Here is a 19,271-nt window from a genome sequence, read left to right as displayed (position 1 = left end):
TTTACTTAAATGATATTACAACTTTTGTTTCTGTTATCTGATTTAACGGGATAACGCTTTCTACAACCTGCGCCTTTTTCCCTTTTTCTCTTATAGTTTCTTCAATAGTTATGGCATCGTTGCCTACTGCCAGTAATTTGCCTTCTCTTTTGTTACCCTCACCGGTTTTGATGGACAGCGTACGGCCAACATTTTTAGTGTACTGCCGCGGCAAACTCAATGGGGTATCAATACCCGGTGATGATACTTCAAGGTTGTATGCCGTTTCAATAACGTTCTCTTCTTCCAGATGAAAGCCTACGTGGCGGCTTATAGCTACCACATTGTCAATACCGATACCGTTGTCGCCATCAACCAGTACTACCAGTTTACCACCCGGATTATATTTTACACTTACCAGGAACAGGTCGGGTTTGTCGGCAATTTTTTCCTCAACCAGTTCGGTAACCCTTTGCTCAACATTCATGTATTCTGTCTTCCGTTTTGATTGGTAACTAAAAGAGGGGGCAAATGGCCCCCTCTTTTTTATTAATAATGCAAATATAAGTATTTTTATTTGTTATTCAAGTACTTCAGGGTGTAAAAATCACGTCGGTATACTGGTGCATGCCCGGACGCGTGCTGTTTGATTTCAGCATATCCCAAACAGAACCGCCCTTGTTTATACGGTAAAAGCGAAGAAAATACTTTTGATCTTTTACAAAAGCGGTATCAGGTTTAAACAGCACAATACTTCCTGAAACTGTATAAGTGCCTCGCTGTTCGGGCTGGTCATCTTTCAGTGTGGTATCGGCAGGCAATTTGTAAACAGGCATCAGGGTGTACCACCTTTCCACTATGGTGTCGTGACTTAGGCGGTATAACATTTCGTCTTCCAAGCCGCTTATTTGCAGCGTGCCATTCACCGGTATTACATTTACCTGTGACCCTTCATTCCTTCTGGCGCAGCCGAAGCAAAATAGCAGCAGTATGAACAGTAGCTGTTTCACGTCAATTGATCACTTTACCGGTTATGTCAACCCGGCGGGCAAAGGGGTTTAAAAACTTATTAGCAAGGGCAGCAAACTCGTAACGGGTAACAGGCCTGTTAAGGTCAAACTCGGTAGTAAACTTATACTGCGTTTTCCACCCTTTTTGTACTGATATGGTGAAAACTTCCGGATCATTAAGCGTGATCTCGCTGATAAACGACAGCAGATTGCCAACGGTAAATTTTTCGCCGGGTTTAGTTTTGTTAAACCATAAGAACGCACGGGTGTAAAGTTCAGTCAATACGGGTTTTATTTCATCGGTGTTAACAGTTGAATCGGGTTGAAAAATAATACTTACCTTTTTACCCTCATTTTTTTGAAAACATTTTAACAGGCCTGTTGCCGTTACCTGCTGCACAGCCCGCCAGTAAGGATCGGAAAACGGGACGTCACTCACAGGGAAAATGTATCCTTTGAAATCCAAAATCTCCCCCTGCACTATGCGCGGGTGTAGGTTTTTTGTAGTTGTCTTAAAAAATGCCAAAAACGCTGCCGTCGCGCCTGCACCCTGGCCAAGTGTCATCTGCACGGCAGGGTCAGCAAGGTTGATATTTGCTTCACGTTCAATTGACAACGCCTTTTCGGTTACAATCAGGTTTTCGACATCCTTTGCCACAATTGCGCCCAGCGGAATACCAAAGGCAGGTGTTTGCGCGTCGGTAACGGCTATAGTAGTACGATATAATTTTGATGAACGGTCGTATGGTTTAGCCACATCTTCGTTAATAACACGCAGTAAACCATTCACTGCCTTGTATTCCCGTACGTATGGAATATAAGGCAGATGATCAGGCGTTGGGTATTCTTCAACGCTAAAATTTTTGTAACCCAATGCCGTTTGCAGGTAATAAATCAATCCAAGTGTGTGTAGCCTTGCCTTTCGGAACGTGGCAACCCGGTTTTGAGTGCTTAAGTCAGCAAATGTTACCGGATATTCATTGGCTTTCCAGTTAATCAGGTACTTGTCATTCACTATCCGGCTCTCTTTAAGCAGCTGTTTTACCTCATCAGCCTTAAGCGAGCTGTACAATGATGCATCATAACCTTCGGGCTTTTTAATGGTACGGTCGGCAGCGCGGCCGTTATCTTTAACAATAGCAGCAAAAGTAATGGGCTGCAATTGACGATTGTCATTTAAACTATCAGTACTAAATTTAGCCCCTGCCAGTGTGGCCATGTCGGCCAGTTCAGTGCCGTCAACTAATACCTTTGCTTTTATAGTGACTTTTTCCTTGTCAACTGTTATCTCTGCTTCCCAGCCTGTGCCGTCTTTTTTTAAGGTCAGAATGGGAGTGTTTAACTTAACTGTAAGGTTTTTCACCGTATCAGTCATCTTTTTTAATATAGCCGCGCCGGTATAAGGCTCAAACCGCAGTACGGCATTTTGAGTGGTGTCGTATCCTGGCGTCTTTTTATAAAAGTTAGTTATATTTTGGCGGAACTCAGCCAGTATGCCTGTGTTAAAATCGCGATTTGCGTTTAGTATGCAAATACCGCCTGAGGTCATGCTGCCGCCCAGCCAGGGGCCTTGTTCAATCAATAATGTTTTTAATTTGCTGCGCGAACTTTGTATAGCTGCCGCCACGCCGCTTGCACCGCCGCCAATAACCAGCACATCGGTTTTAATGGTTTCAGCAAAGCTGATGGTACTTTTAAGAATAACTAACAGCAGCAGTAATTTTTTTATCATCGGTTTTTATAACAATCAACAAAACGCTATTTTGGGCAAAAGCTTATAGCTGCAAAATAATATAAAATATCTGATATGCTTACCGACGAACAAATGCGTTACCCTATCGGCAAATTTGAGGTGCCGGTATCGTACACTGTTGATGACATGCGCAAATGGATCAATAACATACGTATGCTGCCGGGACTGGTTCGCCAGGCGGTTATCGGGCTCAGCGAAGAAGAACTGGATACGCCATACCGCACGGGCGGCTGGTCGTTAAGGCAGGTGGTGCATCACCTGGCCGATAGTCACATGAATTCCATAATGCGCTTCAAACTTGCACTTACTGAAGACAATCCGGTAATAAAGCCATACCAAGAAGCATATTGGGCCTTACAGCCCGACTATCGCCTGCCGGTTGAACCTTCGCTGAAAATGCTTGAGGGCATACACCAGCACATGGTAGCCCTGTTTGAAAGCTTTACTGAAAAGGAGTGGGAGCGTACCTTTTTTCATCCCGAAAACAATGCCAGCCAAACATTGAAACGTACGCTGGCTACTTATTCGTGGCATGGTAAACATCATTTAGCGCATATCACGGAGACTAAGAAAAGGTTTGCCTTATAAACGAAAACGTCATGCTGAACTTGTTTCAGCATCTCATCAAACAATAAAAGCTTTGCATGTGGGATGCCGAAACAAGTTCGGCATGAAGGCAATGTAAATCACTCGTTTTACAAACCAAAAATATTGTACTCCAACCTCACCAAATACATATTCTTACTATTGCGTAGCATATCATTGTACAATGGTGTGCGATAGGAGAGATCTACCCTGAAAACACTGTTAAATATAAACTGTAGTGCAGGGGCGATATCCAGATAACTTTGCCCGTAACCGGGATTTGTTTTGCCCAGCAGTTCGGCGTATATGTTAACGTTTACCTGCTCGTAATTAGTATATGTTTTCGGGAAAAGCAGATACCCTGCTGACAGGCTGTAACCTACGCCATCCCTGGCATTGCCAGCCGGAACTTCATACCCGCCACTGTTATTATATGCATGTAAGTAACTTGCTGAACCTGATAAAGCCAGCTTATGCAGCAATTGGGTAAATACTACGCCCGTCTGCACCGCGCTGTTATCGCCTTCAAGTGATATCTCCTGGTTTAATACAGGGTTTTTTATGGCCGATACCTTGGCAAATACCGCTCCCCTGAAATGCCGCTGCACGGTGTCAACCGAGAGGAAACGATATTTGGCATATACGCTGCCACCTTCAAAGCGCTGGTTGGGCTGGTAAAAGTTTGACACGTATGCCGAGCCATGTACCATAAGGTACTTGCTTGCGCCGTACATCAGTTCAAGCGTGGTGCGGTTTTTATATGGATTAAAGAATCCCTGGTTTTCCAGCCTTATGCCCAGCGACCGCGCCGCCATATTGCTGGCCGGTTCGGTGTTGACATACAGTTCCTGGGCTTGTATGGTATAGCCTATCGCCGCCAATAGGGCGGTTAATAATAGTTTTTTCATGTGGATGGGATAGCTGTCATTTCGATTCGCCGAAGGCGGAGAAATCTTCTGCGCCTTGCATAACAGACTTGCAAGGCATAGAAGATATCTCACTATCATTCGATATGACAGTGGGTGGTGAAAACATTTATATCACTACACAGTACACCTTTTTAGCACCAGGTGATGCTGGTTTCATGCCGCTGTATTTTTTTGCTACCGTCGCAGGCGCAAAACCTTTGTCAACAAAAGTGAGGGCCACCGGCCCGTTAAGGGATTTGTTGCCTGCGTTAACCAAATGGAAACTATACCCTGAATAATTAAACATGTCGTTATTCAGCGTGGTATTGTTAAAATTATAAGTGGCTTTCAGGATGTTTACCGAGAAGCCCGCGGTCTGTACCTTATTGTTCAGCTTTTCAAAGTTTACCGGTACGTTGTTTTTAAAGGTGATGTTAAAAATGTTGCGGTTAAGATCGGGTTTGATATCGCTGATGAAATCAAGCGTGCGCAGCGACTTTTCAGTAGCTTTCGAGCACATGGAGCAGGTAAGGCCGCTTACCTGTAATTCAGCTTTAATAAACTGCGCGTTTGCCTTAGTGAAGGCGAATGTAAATGCCGCTATGGCTAAAAATATTTTTAGGCTTTTCATATCGTTATTATCAAAAAATTCAAATAAATAAATGAACCGGTACGCCAAAGTGTACGGTTATAACTCATTAATTAAATGATTTGACTTAACGCCGCAGGTTGCGGTTTTGAATGAAGATAGGCGTTTTGGATGCAGGGTCGGGCTGCTGAGGCGGCGGACGGCTTTCAAACTTTTCAAGAAGCGCACGCTGTGCCGAAAAAAGAAAGTCTTCAAAAGGCAACGCAGGCAAATCAATAGCAAACAGCTTACCGAACAGCGATTGTACTTCCTGGCCCTGGTGTGCGTCTTTTACTTTTACGTCAACTTGCTTGTCTTTGCAGCATTTCATTTTTTGCGGTTCGCCGGCATAGCATTTTTTGGCTGCCGAGGCGATTTTTACCGATGCTATCTTGTTTCCGCAATAATGAATGTTCAGGGCAAAACCACATACTGTACTCAAATACAGTAGTATAATGGTTAATATCCCTGATTTTTTTAGCATGCTCAAATTTAAATCATTAATAAATTAATTACAAGGCATTTAACACATAATAACAAAATCACCCTGAGGGGGTGATTTTCGCATATTTTTAAATAACAAAGCCCCGCTTTTGGCAGGGCTTCACTAATATATAAAACTATTAATCCACTTGCGCTTAGTTGCTTGCCTGTTGCTTAGCTTCCTGTTTCATGGCCTCGTTAGCCACAATAACAATCTCTACACGACGGTTTTGTAAACGGCCATCGGCGGTAGTGTTATCGGCAATTGGCTCCGACTCACCCTTACCCACTGTGCTTAAGCGTGAAGCCGCAACACCTTGTGCAACAATGTATGATTTTACTGAGGCAGCCCTTCTTTCAGATAAACCCTGGTTGTAAGTATCAGAACCGGTATTGTCTGTATGGCCTACAATTGAAATATTGGTTTGCGGGTTGTTTTGCAGCGAAGTTGCTAAGTTTTGCAGGTTGGTTTGCGCTGCCGCTTTCAGATCGGTTTTATCAACATCGAACAATATACCTGAATCAAATTTTACAATGATACCCTCACCTTCGCGGGTTACGGTAGCGCCCGGAACGGTTTGTTTAATTTCGGCAGCTTGTCTGTCCATTTTACGTCCGATAAAAGCACCGGCTGTACCACCAACAGCACCGCCAATAACAGCGCCCAAAGCAGTGTTACCAGCTGCTTTACCAATAAAAGCTCCTATTGTGCCACCGGCACCTGCGCCTATAACCGCGCCTTTTTGTGTTTTTGTCATTGAGTCGCAACCCGAGGCCAATACACCTAAAGTTGCTATAGCTATACTGTAAGTAGCTATTTTCATTTTTAAAGTTTTCATCGCGTTAGTATGTAATATATGATACTGGTTGTAATTTGTTTAGGATATTGACAAAGCAGGTGCCAAAAAGGTTTAAAATATTTTTATGACTATAAAAAATACCCTCGCAATAATTTTTTAATATGTACGAAAATATTTAGTTGATTTTCGTCAATCAGCGAAAAAACTGCACAACTAGGTGAGCAATTTTCAGGACAAAAAGTCACAACTTATGGTTTTAAGGCGTCGGCGGGAATAATGAGACGGAACGTACTGCCGGTATTTTTTACTGATTCTACTTCAATTTGTATCTGGTGAAAATCCGCAATTGATTTTACGATGGGAAGCCCAAGGCCAAAGCTATCCTGCTTAAGTGAGCGTTTAAATTTTTTGAAGCGGTTGAATATGTAAGGAAGCTCTTCATCAGAAATACCAATACCCGTATCACGCACACTGATCGTTAGACCCTCGGGTGCAGATTTCTGGCTGATAAATATTTCGCCACCTTCCTTATTGTACTTTATAGCGTTGTTGATGAGATTGAAGAACAGATTAAACAGCAGAAATTTATTTACTCTGTACAGCACCGTATCGGCAGGCACATCAATATGGCAGGTGATTTCTTTTTCCTCCAACCTGATGGAAATCTCATCATAAACTTCCGTTAATAGTTCACTTAAGCTTACCTCATCTTCCTTAATAAACTGATCGTTTTCAATTTGTGATATTAGCAGAAGCGTTTTTGTAATGCTTTTAAGACGGTTTAATATCCGCTGCATTTCCAGCAGTTTTATCTTTAGGTCGTCGGATATATCTTCCTCATCAAACATGTTCTCGATCTTCGATTGCAGAATGGATATCGGTGTCATTAACTCATGCGAGGCATTGCTGATAAACTCCCGTTCTTTTTGAAATTTATCGGCAATGGTTTCAATCATGCGGTGTATGCTGATGTCGAGATAACGGAAGTCGGTAGTAGTGGTGCGCACCCGCTTAAACTTACCGAATGACGGGAAGCGGCTGCCAACCAGCTTGGTTTTGATGATCTGCCGTAAAGGGCGTAGCACATAGTTGCTGTATAATTGATCAGCAAGTATGGTAAGCAATATCATGCTCACCAGCACCTGGAAGGCGATGCTTTGCAGCGGGCCGCTGGTATCGTCAAGCGTATCAACGCTTTTACCCACTTCAAGCAGGTAATTTTTATTTTTTACTTTAAACGTATGGCTTAATATGCGGTATTGTATGGTGTCGCCCTCAACAATACGCCGCTCGTTCATAATTGTATCCAAAAATACCGAGGGCTCAACCTCATCAAGGCTGACGTATTCTTCCTTAAGCAGGGTGTAGCTGCCGTAACTTTCGCCATCAGTAATGTAGTTGCCAATACCCAGCGAGCGTATTATCTGCAACACCTTTTCTTTTTGCTTAACCAGCTTGCTGTCGGTATAATTAAGGTTGATTTTGCTGATTAATAGCGGAAGCAGCAACACAAAAAGCACCACTATCACCAGTTTCGAAATGGTGTTAAACAGGGTGAGTTTGGTATTGAGCTTCAAGTCAGCTTATGCGTTTACAGTTATTTTATAGCCCAGGCCGCGCACGGTTTCCAGCCAGTTTGGCGCGGCGTAGGCATTAAGTTTTTTTCGAATGTTTTTGATATGCGCGTCTATATAGTTCGAATCGTAATCATCATTCACCACGCTGCCCCAAATGTGCTCGCTAAGCTGTGTGCGGGTTAGCGTACGGTTTTTATGCAGCAGCATATAAGCAATCAGGTCGAACTCTTTTTTGGTGATGGTATTTACAATAGCTCCGTTAAAACTGATGGTACGCTCGGTAAGGTTAATCAGGAAATCGCCTAAGGTAATCGTATTTTGCTTCAGTCCAAATTTACGGCGAAGTATAGCCTGCATGCGGCTTTGTAGTTCGGGCAGCGAAAAAGGCTTAGGCAGGTAATCATCGGCACCAAGATCGAGGCCTTTTATACGGTCGGTAACCTCGGCGCGGGCTGTCAAAATAATACATGCCGCCTCAGGGTTACTGCTTTTTGCTTCGCGAAGCAAGTCGAGACCCTCATAATCGGGCAGGCCCAGATCGATCAGGATGAAATCGTACAGGTTAACGGCAATTTTTTCAGAAGCCGAGCGGCCGGTATAGCATACCTCGCAAACGTAATTATAATTGGTAAGAAATATATCTATTTCCCTGGCCAGCGACCGTTCATCTTCTATAATCAATACGTTCATCGGCTTTAGTAAAAAAGGTAATAAAACGTCAGGTTAAAAAATGAGGCATGCTTGTTTTGAAGTACATTTTCAACGTTTACAGGTATTGAATAACGGTATGAAGCTTCGAGTGTAAAATGCGGCATATTGTAAGCAACAGGCACTTTAAAATAATAATTAAGCACTGTAAATCTGCGATTGTTACGATCCATGCGGGCACTGTAAATGTAATCGCCCATTTTACGGATATCCCTGTCTTCGGTGTAAGTATTTACAAAATTCTGTGTGCCAAAAATCACGTTCGCTGACGGATTTATAGTAAGGTAATCATCATCAGTAAAGATGCTCCACGATGGCTCGATCAGTTTCGACTGGCTGAAGGTGACAAAGAAATCGTTTGATTTTCCAAAAAGAAAATCCATTACAACACTTGATTTAGTCACCTTCCAGTCGAACGAGTTTTTGAAGTTAATATCGTTTGACGAAGCCGACTTAATGATCTTGGCATCGTTATTAAAAATGAACCTGGTATAGCTGATAGCGCCTGAAAACTTCTTGCTGAACTTATAAAAGTAACCACCGCCAACATCAACTTCATCAAAAACAGGGTCGTAGCCTAATACTTTTAATCCCGAACCATATATAAAGAGGCCGCTTTTATCATTATATACAACATCAGTAGTTACAAACGGATATTTAACCGGGCCAACACGACCAAAAAATATCGCATCGTTACCATAGCTAACGCCTACTGATAATGAGCGCTTGCGAATAATGGTATCGGTATCGGCAGTTGTTTTCAGGCGTTCGGCATAAAACAAGCGGGGTGGTACCGCAGCAAATGCGGCAGCATGTGAAAAAAGTATGATAAACAGGCCTAAGTATCTCATTTAATAAAGTAAAGTTAAAACTATCCGCCGTTTCTCCGAATGATCTCGGGTGGGCGCTCCATGCCTTCGGGCCGTTGATGACGGCGTTTTTTGGCCGGTTCGCCTACCTTTTCTGGCTTGTATTGCTTTTTAGCTTTGGCGATCTCTTTTATCTTGTTTGCCTCGTCTTCTTCACGCTGTTTTTGGAAGCGTTTATTAATAATAGTATCGCGCTGTGTTTGCGAATATCGGGGCAAACCTAAGGTATATCTGTTTAAAAACGCATAACGTTCACTTTTTTTAACAGATGCAACAGACAAAAGGGGCACCAATGCCAGCAATAAAAATATATAGCAGAGCCACTTTATCATTCAGAATTGAGGAAGTAAATATAGTTTCAAATATCGTCTTTTATATAACATACGCTATAAACAACAAACGCCACAAAATAAACTTTATGGCGGTTAATTGTTAATTATGGTTGGGTTGAATGCGCTAAATGAAATCGCGCGGATCAAATTGCCGCACTTATTCCTTTTGAAGTAAATGAACGGCCGCTATCGTCAATTATTACACAGCCAATTTGATTTAACTTGTTAATTAAATACAAGGCATTATTAACACCAAGGCTCAGGATAGGGGCAGCAAGCGCGTCGGCAAGCTCAGCTGTAGGGCTTAACACGCTTGCGCTGTGTACAGCGCTAACTTCAAATCCGCCGTTTGAATGTATTGCGCCCGGCAACTTATTGTCGGCAATACAAGCATTTGTGTTTACTGATGTCGCTAAAGCCATGTTGCTGATGTTCAGCCGGGCATACGGCATGCTTTTTTGTTCAGGGTCGGCCGCGGCAACAATCCATGGCTGTTCATCAGGCTGAAGGCCCCAGGCCAGCAGGTCGCCGCCGGCGTTAATAACACCACTGCTAACCCCGTCCATTTGCAGGATGTATTTGGCCCTGTCGGCAGCATAACCTTTGCTGTGCGAAGCGAAACTGATACGCATGCCCTCTTTTTGCAGGTATACGGTTAATTTATTCACGTCGAGCACAACATCTTTATAGCTAACTGCTTTGTTTCCTGCTGTATAAGTAATATCAAAAGCGCCGTAAGTTAATGCTGATAATTCAATCGCGCGCTCAACCAGGCGGAACAATTCGCCGCTTACCTTTACGGGTTCAACACCGGCGTTACGGTTAATCTGGTTAATGCTGCTGTCGTCGCCAAAAGCGCTAAGTAGTTTTTCAACACGGTTAATTTCTTTTATAGCATTGTCTATACGTTGCTGCGCCCAAACAGGGTTTTCGCCAACAACACTTATCTCAAACCGCGTGCCCATTGACATGGCTGAGTGCCTGTAAACGGGTAGTTTTTCTGTTAGGGTTTTAATAGCCAGCATACGCTAAAAGTTATTGTATCAACAAAGTGTGGTTTGGCAACGGGCACAAAATGGCACACAAATACCAAATTCTGAAAGCTAAAGTAGGCGGGGTTCATGAAAATAAAATGAAATGGATTGGGGTGATTTCACGGTATTTATGCTCGTAGCGATGCGGAAAATGCATATATTAGCCTCAACCTCATAAAATTTTACATGAAAAGGCATACTGCATTATTAGGCATTGGCGTATTATTGTGCGGCTACGGCCACGCGCAAAACATGACGACGATTAAAACACTACCATATCCCCAAACAAAAAAAGGAACCGTTACTGATATTTATTTTGGCACCACCGTGGCCGACCCATACCGTTGGCTGGAAGACGACCGTGCCGACGATACTAAAGCATGGGTACAGGAGCAAAATAAGGTAACGCAGAATTATCTTGGCCAAATACCTTTTCGTGAAGCCATACGCGAACGCCTTACCAAATTGTGGAATTACGAGCGTTATGGCGCGCCATTCAATGAAGGCGAGTACACGTATTTTTATAAGAACGACGGCCTTCAAAGCCAGTCGGTACTTTGGCGGCAGAAAGGCGAGAATGGCAAACCGGAAGTGTTTCTTGATCCAAATAAGTTTTCTGCCGATGGAACAACCTCGTTGCAGGGTATAAACTTTACAAAAGACGGCAGCCTTGCGGCATACCAGATATCAGAAGGCGGTTCAGACTGGCGGAAAGTGATCATTATAAAAACAGCCGACAAAAGTGTGGTAGGCGATACCTTGATAGATGTGAAATTTTCAGGACTTGCCTGGCACGGTAACGACGGCTTTTACTATAGCAGTTATGATAAGCCGAAAGAAGGAAGCCAGCTAGCAGGGTTAACACAATATCATAAACTGTACTACCACAAATTGGGTACGCCGCAGAGCAGCGATAAACTGGTATTTGGCGGAGAAAAAACACCGCGCAGGTATATCGGTGCAGGCTTAACTGAAGATGAGCGTTTCCTGATCATCAGCGCGTCTACCACTACAACAGGTAATGAGCTGTACATTCAGGACCTGAGCAAGTCCGGAAGCCCGATTGTTACCGTTGTAGGTAACTTTGATAATGAGCATAACGTAATTGACAATGTTGGTGATAAGCTATATATCCTTACCAACCTTAACGCGCCGAATAACAGGATAGTAACTGTCGATTTCAATAATGGCAAACCATCAGCATATAAAGACCTTATACCTGAAACAGATAATGTTTTAAGCGCCGGTACAGGCGGCGGAAAGATATTTGCCGAATACCTGAAAGATGCAACCTCACTGGTACAGCAATATGATATGAATGGCAAGCTGGAGCGCAGTATCACACTGCCATCAGTAGGTTCGGCAGGCGGCTTTGGCGCCAAAAAACATGAAAAAGTGCTGTATTACACTTTTACTTCATATGTTTATCCGCCAAGTATTTTTAAGTACGATATCGCTACGGGAAAATCTACCCTGTATAAAAAAGCGGGTGTTGATTTTAACCCCGATCTGTACGAGTCGAAGCAAATATTTTATAACTCGAAAGATGGTACCCGTGTGCCAATGATCATCACCTATAAAAAAGGTACGGTGCTTAACGGAAAAAATCCTACGTTGCTTTATGCTTATGGCGGTTTCAATGTGAACCTTACGCCGGGCTTCAGCACCTCAAACATTGTATTGCTTGAGCAAGGGGGCATTTACGCGGTGCCTAATCTGCGTGGCGGCGGCGAATATGGCGAGAAATGGCACCTGGCCGGCACTAAGCTAAACAAGCAGAATGTGTTTGACGACTTTATCGCGGCAGCCGAGTATCTTATTCAAAATAAATATACCTCCAAAGATTATCTGGCCATAGCAGGCGGCTCGAACGGAGGTTTGCTGGTTGGCGCAACTATAGCCCAGCGCCCTGATCTGTGTATGGTGGCTTTCCCTGCCGTGGGCGTAATGGATATGCTGCGTTATAACAAATTTACCGCAGGCGCAGGTTGGGCGTATGATTACGGCACCGCTGAAGACAGTAAGGAAATGTTTGAGTACTTGTATAAATATTCGCCGGTGCATGCGCTTAAACCTGCCGATTATCCTGCAACACTGGTAACTACCGCCGACCACGACGACCGTGTGGTACCTGCACACTCGTTTAAGTTTGCCGCGCGTTTGCAAGAAGTACAAAGAGGACAGCTTCCGGTGCTGATACGTATTGAAACCAAGGCGGGCCACGGTGCAGGCAAATCAACCGCGCAGGTAATTAGCGAGCAGGCCGATAAGTGGAGCTTTATGTTCCAGAATATGGGGCTGTGGTGGAAGTAGACGCGTGGGAAAAGTTCATCATCCCGAATTTGTTTCGGGATTACCCAGGATAGTTTGTCGGATTAGCATGAGAGATGCTGAACAGGTTCAGCATGACTTTGGATTGAGTCATTATTCTGAACCTACTTCTATTCCAATCCTCTTCAGTAACAATGACGCATTAAAGGTTTTGCACTCGCCATGCTTGAGTTTATAATCGAAAAGCATTTCACCGTCAATTACCTGTATGTCGAAGTAATAGTTACGTACGTAACCGGGATATTTCTTTTCCAGTTGGGCAATCTGCAAATCGTGCGTAGCAACCATGCCGACAGCATTTTTAGCAATCAACTGTTCAATAACCGCTTTTGAGCCAAGGTACTTATCAACCGAATTAGTTCCGCGCAGCATTTCGTCTATCAAGAAGAATACCTTCGGTACCGTTTCAACGGCGCCCAGCAGCATTTGCAGGCGATCAAGTTCAGCTTTAAAGGTTGATGTGCTTTCATTCAGCGAATCTTTTATACGCATATAACTGATGATATTGATCACCGACACTTCCATAGCTTTTGCGCAAACCGGCGCACCACTAAGGGCAAGCACCGTATTGATTCCGATAGTACGTAAAAAGGTGCTCTTTCCCGCCATGTTCGATCCGGTGATAATATCAATTTTATGCGTGTCAATAAGCTGATAACTATTGGCCACGCGCTTCTCTGCAGAAATAAGCGGGTGGGCAATTTGTGTAGCTGTAAAGGTGTAACCATCGCCATCGGCTATGTGCGGTATTGTCCATTCAGGATAGTTAATATGCAGCCCTGCAATACTTATCAAGGCCTCTAAACCGGCTATTACCTCAAACGCGTCTTCAAGGTTTTGGCGGTTGCTGCGTTTCCAGTCTTCAATAGCGATGATCTGCTTTAAATCCCACAGAAAAAACAAATTAAGCACCGTGCCTACTAACATGTTCAGCCGGGCATTAAAGTTATTTACCAGTCGCGATAACTCTTTTATTTGTGCCGAAGTTTGCTTTTCTTTTAGCTGTACCGATATGTTCTGGCAATAGGCCGATTGCCATTGCTCGTCTTCAGCTTTTTTAAAAGTACGGGCGTAAGCTGCAAGCGTAGCGCCTATTTTTCCTACGATGAGTTCGGCTTTACGTACATGTTTTTGGCGCGATAGCACAAACTGACCGTGTAAGACGCCAATTAACAAAGCCACAATTTTAAATTCACCTACAAAGAAAGCCAGCGTAACCGCGGCAGCCATAATAAATGGCGCAATGTTAAAATACTTTTTAAGCCACTTTTCACCCGGAATATCAACCGGATTATTCAAGTAGGTAATCAGCCTTGAAAGTTCGTTAGCATCTGCAGTATTAGCAAAAAGCAACAAGGTTTGCATTTCGGCCTTCCAGTTTTTCTTAACTGAAAGTTCTTTTACCGCTTCCTGCCTTAACAAAATAGTTTCTTTATCTGCCGGACTGCTCAGCCATGCTGCAAGTTTACGGTTACCGGGTACAGTTGCGGCGCGGTTCATCAGTTGAAACAGCGAAGCATTACCAAATATGTCAAGGTCTGACGTATAAAAGTGCTTCTCATCCTGAAATTGAACGCCATTGCTATATAGGTTCCCCTTATGGCTTATGCTCGCAATCTCGTTTTGATTAACTTTAGATAAACCTAAATAATAATCGCGCTCACGTTCGAAACCGCTTTGCTGAGATACCAGCCAGGCAAATATTGCAAGACATAAAATGGTTACAAGCGCTATCAGCGTAAAGCTGTTTCCCATTATACCTACGCAAATCCCGGCTATCAGCAGCGCGAAAACCGCCAGGCGCATTAGTGAATAGGTATCGGCTTTCTTTTTGAAATTTGCGGCTTCGGCTGCAGCCTGTGAAGCGGCTTGTTGATAATGGCTTAGTATATGTTGGTTCATCAATGCTAAAACAAAGGCGTAAATGTAAAGGCTAATGTTTAAAATAACGTTATTTGTATCGATTTATGAAAATTACGCTGTTAACCGTTGGCAAAACCGAGGACGCTTATCTTAAAGAAGGCATAGAAAAATATATAAAGCGCCTTAAGCATTATATCAAATTTGAAATTGCCGACCTGCCCGAACTCAAAAACACCAAATCGTTATCAGAAGATCAGCAGAAAAGCAAAGAGGCTGAACTAATACTAAAAAAACTTACTCCCCTTGATCATGTGGTTTTACTTGACGAGAAAGGTATGGAACTTACATCTTCGCAATTCAGCGGTTACATAAATAAACAGATGGTAGGTTCGGCATCCCACGTGGTATTTATTGTAGGCGGACCTTATGGTTTTGATGCCAGTGTACACCAGCGGGCTAATGATAAACTTTCGCTGTCGCGGATGACTTTTTCGCACCAAATGGTGCGGCTGTTTTTCATTGAACAATTGTACCGTGCTTTTACCATAATTAAGGGTGAACCGTACCATCATCAATAATAAAGCGTTAATTTAGTACTATGGCAGGCCATAACCACGATCATTCTCATCACCACCACGATCACGCTGTAAAGATCGACCACTTAAACCGCGCCTTTATTTGGGGCATTGTATTAAATATAACTTTTGTAGTAGTTGAAGCCGCTGCCGGATTGTTAAGCGGTTCGCTTGCCTTGCTTACCGACGCCGGACACAACCTTAGCGACGTAGCCAGCCTTGCACTGGCCTTGCTTGCGTTTAAGCTTACCAAAGCTTCGTCAAACCGTAGCTACACATACGGTTATAAACGGTCAACCATACTGGTATCCTTCTTCAACGCGGTAGTATTATTTGCCGCCATTGGATTTATTGTTTATGAGGCCATTGAGCGGATGATTACCCGTCCCGAGCCTGTACCCGGAGGTACCATTATCTGGGTAGCCTTGACAGGGATAGCTATAAACGGATTTACCGCCTGGCTTTTTATGAAAGACAAGGAAAAAGACCTGAATGTAAAAGGCGCCTACCTGCATATGGCGGTCGACGCGTTGGTATCATTGGGTGTAGTAATTTCAGGAGCAGTAATATATTATACCGGCTGGTACTGGCTGGATAGCGTGGTTAGTTTAGCTATCGCCGTAGTTATACTTATAGGTACCTGGGGATTATTTAAAGACAGCCTCCGGCTGGAAATGGACGGCGTACCAAAAGATATGGATATTGAAAAAATTCGTACTGAATTGCTTAAATCTGATGGCGTTATAGATGTACATCACGTTCACGTGTGGGCCTTAAGCACAACAGAGAACGCGCTTACGGCGCATTTAGTGATAGCGCCTTCAGCAATTGATTCGTTTGACAAGATCAAACACGATCTGCGTCATCGTTTAGAACATCTGGAGATTAGCCACAGCACTTTTGAGCCTGAATTCAGCCTTACAAAGTGCGAGGTACCTGAGTGTTAAAATTCACGCGTCATTGCGAGCGATTGCGCGGCAATCTCTAAACATTTCATGTGGACTTGCATATTCAGAGATTGCTTAGTTCCTCGCAATGACGTGCTATCGTTACGCCACCGTTCCTTCTTTCAACTTTTCAGCGTTTTCAGCAAACTGCAACGCTTCCATAATGTCCTGAATATCACCGTTCATTACACCTGGAAGGTTGTAAATGGTGAGGCCGATACGGTGCTCAGTTAAACGACCTTGCGGGAAGTTATAGGTGCGAACTTTTGCCGACCTGTCGCCTGTTGACACCATGGTTTTACGCTTTTTCGACGTTTCTTCAAGGTGCTTTTGTAACTCCATTTCGTAAACGCGTGAACGCAGTACCTGTAAGGCTTTATCGTAGTTTTTTAATTGTGATTTCTGATCCTGGCACTGGGCAACAATACCTGTAGGGATGTGGGTAAGCCTTACCGCCGAGTACGTAGTGTTAACCGATTGCCCGCCCGGTCCTGAAGCACAAAACAGATCCTTACGAATATCAGACACGTTTAGTTCGATATCAAATTCGTCAACTTCAGGCAGTACCACAACAGACGCTGCAGAGGTATGCACACGGCCCTGTGTTTCGGTATCCGGCACGCGCTGTACACGGTGTACACCTGATTCAAATTTTAGCGTACCGTAAGCATCATCAGCCAGTACGTTAAACACGATCTCTTTATACCCGCCTGATGTACCTTCGGTATAGTCAACCAGTTCGGTACGCCAGCCACGTTTTTCGCAGTAGCGCATGTACATGCGGTAAAGATCACCTGCAAACAGGGCAGCCTCGTCACCACCGGTACCGCCACGAATTTCCACGATAGCGTGTTTACTGTCCTCAGGGTCTTTCGGTATCAGCATCAGGCGTATCTGCTCTTCTTTTTCTTCTTGCTGTACAAGCAGAGTATCAAGCTCTTCCTTAGCCATTTCACGGAACTCCTGATCTTTTTCGGTAGCCAGAATTTCCTTATTGGTTTCAATATTGCTCATGATGTTGCGGTAAACATTATACTCGTCAACTATCTTGGCAAGGTCTTTATATTCTTTATTCAGCTGGGCAAAACGCTTCATATCAGCCATGGCATCAGGACTGCTCAGTTCATTTTCCACTGTTTTCCAGCGTTGGTATATTGCTTCTAACTTATCTAACATATTGTATATATGGCCGCAAGGCCGCTAAAAAGTGCACAAAAGTAAGGTTTTTCGGGTAATTATTTTTCAGGCGTAAGTAAAGAGATAGCGCTAAGGCTGCGGTTGTTTTTCAAAGTATTCCAGCTTAAGCTGTTGGCCGTCAAACACGGCGTAGGTATTGTAATTGAACCACTCGCCAAGGTTAACATACAGGCTATCAGAAGCCAGCTGTAATTCAGCAGGGAAATGCTGATGGCCGTAGATGAAGTAGTCGTAATGCTCGGTATTTAAAACCTCACGGCTAAACTCGGGCAGCCACGCAAATTGGCCGGCTTTCAAATGTGGTTTTTTCTCGTTTGTATCACGGCTTTTTTGCGACCATGAACCGGCTATGCCCATGCCAAAATTTGGGTGTAAACGCGCGAACAGCCACTGGCACAGCTTACTGCGGAACACCTTTTTAAGCAGCTTGTACATCTTGTCGTGCGGACCAAGGCCGTCGCCGTGGTGCAGGAAAAAGCGCTTGCCGTTACGCTCAATCACCAGCTCATTGTCAACTATGGTAGCGCCCAGTTCTTCAGTAAAGTAGCTGAACATCCACATATCATGATTGCCTTTGAAGAGGTACAGCTTTACACCGGCGTCAACCAGTTCGGCAAGCTTGCCAAGGAAACGGATGTATCCTTTTGGCACCACCGTTTTATATTCGAACCAAAACTCAAACACATCACCCATCAGGAAAACTTCGGCCGCATCATGCTTAATACTGTCGAGCCAGCGCACAAGGCGTGCCTCGCGGTCGCGGCTTTTGCCGTAGCTATCGGTACCTAAATGAAAATCGGATGCGAAATAAAGTTTTGTGCGTTCGGCCATGTGTGCCGCAAAAGTACGGATTTAGATTTTAGATGTGAGATATTAGATTTGAGACAGTAAAGTGTAGGTGTTGACGTCAACAGAGTCAACACGGTAAACAGCGTCAACACCCGTCAACACCGTCAACAGCGTCAACACCCGTCAACAGGGTCAACACCCGTCAACACCTGTTGTTATAATGCTTTTTTAATAACAGCTGCGGTAACCAGGCCGCCAAGCAGGTACCAGGCAACGGTAAGTGCCTTAGTGGTATTGGTGCGGGTAACCGGCGCGTCGCTTAAGCCCATAGGTTTTGGCAATGTAAGCGCGCCAACACCGGCCGCCAAGCCGTATGCAGCGCCGCGTGTTAGAAGGTGCCGTTTTTTGCCGTAACCAACAATGCTGTAATACACCGCATTGCTTACTACATCAGCAGCGAGCGTAGCCAGGTATAGCTTGGTGCCCGACGGTGGGTTTACGCCTGCTTTTCTTAAACCTTTGCTCAATGCTTCTTTACCCAGTAAATCAACACGTGGTGCAGTGTTTACTAAATGCCTTACTGTTTCGTGTACTATGTTGAGCGCAGCCGCGCCTGCCAGTCCGCCAACCAAATTTCTTAATGTTTTCATATTGAGATAAGTTATGGCAGGTGGGATTGTTTTTTCTAATTGAAAATTCAGAGTTGATGGTGGCTATACATCTATGAAAGGCGTTGTGCTTTATCAGCGTTAGTGGATGTTACTTTCTTTTGCCGGAAAAGATTTCTATGATAAAAGCAAGATTAAGCTGCTATTTTTGAATGATAGGTTTTGTTGTTTTTTACAACAGAGACAATGCGCTGGAGCATTTTATTTCGTAAGGCGTTGATAACGCTCATTTTGT

At 43.9% G+C, this 19,271-nt stretch carries 20 protein-coding genes; 4 read left to right on the top strand and 16 right to left on the bottom strand.

The genetic code is table 11. The features are described 5' to 3' along the window. Nucleotide 1: 1 nt before the first annotated feature. From rimP to EOD41_RS12305, 3 genes are all read right to left on the bottom strand, one after another. Complete coding sequence (gene rimP, locus EOD41_RS12315) at nt 2–466, bottom strand: ribosome assembly cofactor RimP (protein WP_127705311.1); 465 nt, start codon at nt 464–466, stop codon at nt 2–4. A 106-nt stretch (nt 467–572) separates the two neighbouring features. Continuing rightward, complete coding sequence (locus EOD41_RS12310) at nt 573–989, bottom strand: hypothetical protein (RefSeq protein ID WP_127705309.1); 417 nt, start codon at nt 987–989, stop codon at nt 573–575. Between the two features lies 1 nt (nt 990). Next, nucleotides 991–2,721: an FAD-dependent oxidoreductase gene (locus EOD41_RS12305; RefSeq protein WP_127705307.1), complete on the bottom strand. Its 1,731-nt coding sequence runs from the start codon at nt 2,719–2,721 to the stop codon at nt 991–993. Nucleotides 2,722–2,796: 75 nt separating this feature from the next. Between EOD41_RS12305 and EOD41_RS12300 the strand changes: the two genes are divergently transcribed. Continuing rightward, nucleotides 2,797–3,330: a YfiT family bacillithiol transferase gene (locus EOD41_RS12300; RefSeq protein ID WP_127705304.1), complete on the top strand. Its 534-nt coding sequence runs from the start codon at nt 2,797–2,799 to the stop codon at nt 3,328–3,330. Between the two features lie 107 nt (nt 3,331–3,437). Here the strand turns inward: EOD41_RS12300 and EOD41_RS12295 are convergent, their stop codons facing one another. The 9 genes from EOD41_RS12295 to EOD41_RS12255 all read right to left on the bottom strand — a co-directional run bounded on the left by EOD41_RS12295 (nt 3,438) and on the right by EOD41_RS12255 (nt 10,657). Further along, nucleotides 3,438–4,235, bottom strand: coding sequence for a hypothetical protein (locus EOD41_RS12295; RefSeq protein ID WP_127705302.1), 798 nt, complete (start codon nt 4,233–4,235; stop codon nt 3,438–3,440). Between the two features lie 127 nt (nt 4,236–4,362). Then, on the bottom strand, nt 4,363–4,866 hold the full coding sequence (locus EOD41_RS12290; protein ID WP_127705300.1) for a heavy-metal-associated domain-containing protein: 504 nt from the start codon (nt 4,864–4,866) through the stop codon (nt 4,363–4,365). A gap of 85 nt (nt 4,867–4,951) precedes the next feature. Beyond that, nucleotides 4,952–5,347, bottom strand: coding sequence for an HYC_CC_PP family protein (locus EOD41_RS12285; RefSeq protein WP_127705298.1), 396 nt, complete (start codon nt 5,345–5,347; stop codon nt 4,952–4,954). A gap of 154 nt (nt 5,348–5,501) precedes the next feature. Continuing rightward, a complete protein-coding gene (locus tag EOD41_RS12280) occupies nt 5,502–6,185 on the bottom strand; it encodes an OmpA family protein (protein ID WP_127705296.1) in 684 nt (227 codons plus the stop codon). Nucleotides 6,186–6,394: 209 nt separating this feature from the next. Continuing rightward, complete coding sequence (locus tag EOD41_RS12275; protein ID WP_127705293.1) at nt 6,395–7,723, bottom strand: sensor histidine kinase; 1,329 nt, start codon at nt 7,721–7,723, stop codon at nt 6,395–6,397. Between the two features lie 6 nt (nt 7,724–7,729). Further along, entirely contained in the window at nt 7,730–8,413 is a 684-nt protein-coding gene (locus EOD41_RS12270; protein ID WP_127705290.1) for a response regulator transcription factor, read from the bottom strand. Between the two features lie 5 nt (nt 8,414–8,418). Continuing rightward, nucleotides 8,419–9,282 (bottom strand): hypothetical protein, encoded by an 864-nt coding sequence (locus tag EOD41_RS12265; protein WP_127705287.1) that lies wholly within the window; start codon nt 9,280–9,282, stop codon nt 8,419–8,421. 20 nt (nt 9,283–9,302) lie between these two features. Further along, entirely contained in the window at nt 9,303–9,632 is a 330-nt protein-coding gene (locus EOD41_RS12260) for a hypothetical protein (protein ID WP_127705285.1), read from the bottom strand. A gap of 143 nt (nt 9,633–9,775) precedes the next feature. Further along, on the bottom strand, nt 9,776–10,657 hold the full coding sequence (locus tag EOD41_RS12255) for an FAD:protein FMN transferase (protein WP_127705283.1): 882 nt from the start codon (nt 10,655–10,657) through the stop codon (nt 9,776–9,778). Nucleotides 10,658–10,918: 261 nt separating this feature from the next. Here EOD41_RS12255 and EOD41_RS12250 point away from each other — a divergent pair, with 261 nt between their 5' ends. Beyond that, a complete protein-coding gene (locus EOD41_RS12250; protein WP_240663398.1) occupies nt 10,919–12,979 on the top strand; it encodes a prolyl oligopeptidase family serine peptidase in 2,061 nt (686 codons plus the stop codon). Nucleotides 12,980–13,090: 111 nt separating this feature from the next. Here the strand turns inward: EOD41_RS12250 and EOD41_RS12245 are convergent, their stop codons facing one another. Then, entirely contained in the window at nt 13,091–14,899 is a 1,809-nt protein-coding gene (locus EOD41_RS12245) for a MutS-related protein (protein ID WP_127705277.1), read from the bottom strand. Nucleotides 14,900–14,964: 65 nt separating this feature from the next. On the opposite strand from EOD41_RS12245, the gene rlmH reads away from it, so the two are divergent. Together rlmH and EOD41_RS12235 are read left to right on the top strand one after the other, a co-directional pair. After that, complete coding sequence (rlmH, locus tag EOD41_RS12240) at nt 14,965–15,438, top strand: 23S rRNA (pseudouridine(1915)-N(3))-methyltransferase RlmH (RefSeq protein ID WP_127705275.1); 474 nt, start codon at nt 14,965–14,967, stop codon at nt 15,436–15,438. A 20-nt stretch (nt 15,439–15,458) separates the two neighbouring features. Next, nucleotides 15,459–16,382, top strand: a complete 924-nt coding sequence (locus tag EOD41_RS12235; RefSeq protein ID WP_127705273.1) for a cation diffusion facilitator family transporter — start codon at nt 15,459–15,461, stop codon at nt 16,380–16,382. A 102-nt stretch (nt 16,383–16,484) separates the two neighbouring features. On the opposite strand, the gene prfA is transcribed toward EOD41_RS12235, so the two are convergent. From prfA to EOD41_RS12220, 3 genes are all read right to left on the bottom strand, one after another. After that, nucleotides 16,485–17,558, bottom strand: coding sequence for a peptide chain release factor 1 (gene prfA / locus EOD41_RS12230; RefSeq protein WP_127705270.1), 1,074 nt, complete (start codon nt 17,556–17,558; stop codon nt 16,485–16,487). A gap of 90 nt (nt 17,559–17,648) precedes the next feature. Beyond that, a complete protein-coding gene (locus EOD41_RS12225) occupies nt 17,649–18,410 on the bottom strand; it encodes a UDP-2,3-diacylglucosamine diphosphatase (protein WP_127705268.1) in 762 nt (253 codons plus the stop codon). Nucleotides 18,411–18,583: 173 nt separating this feature from the next. Next, a complete protein-coding gene (locus tag EOD41_RS12220; RefSeq protein ID WP_127705266.1) occupies nt 18,584–19,018 on the bottom strand; it encodes a hypothetical protein in 435 nt (144 codons plus the stop codon). Nucleotides 19,019–19,271: the final 253 nt, after the last annotated feature.

Origin of the sequence: Mucilaginibacter limnophilus, assembly GCF_004005815.1 — a bacterium.
GTDB lineage: Bacteria > Bacteroidota > Bacteroidia > Sphingobacteriales > Sphingobacteriaceae > Mucilaginibacter > Mucilaginibacter limnophilus.
Note: the sequence above shows the minus strand (reverse complement) of the source record. Positions and strands in the feature narration are given on the sequence as shown.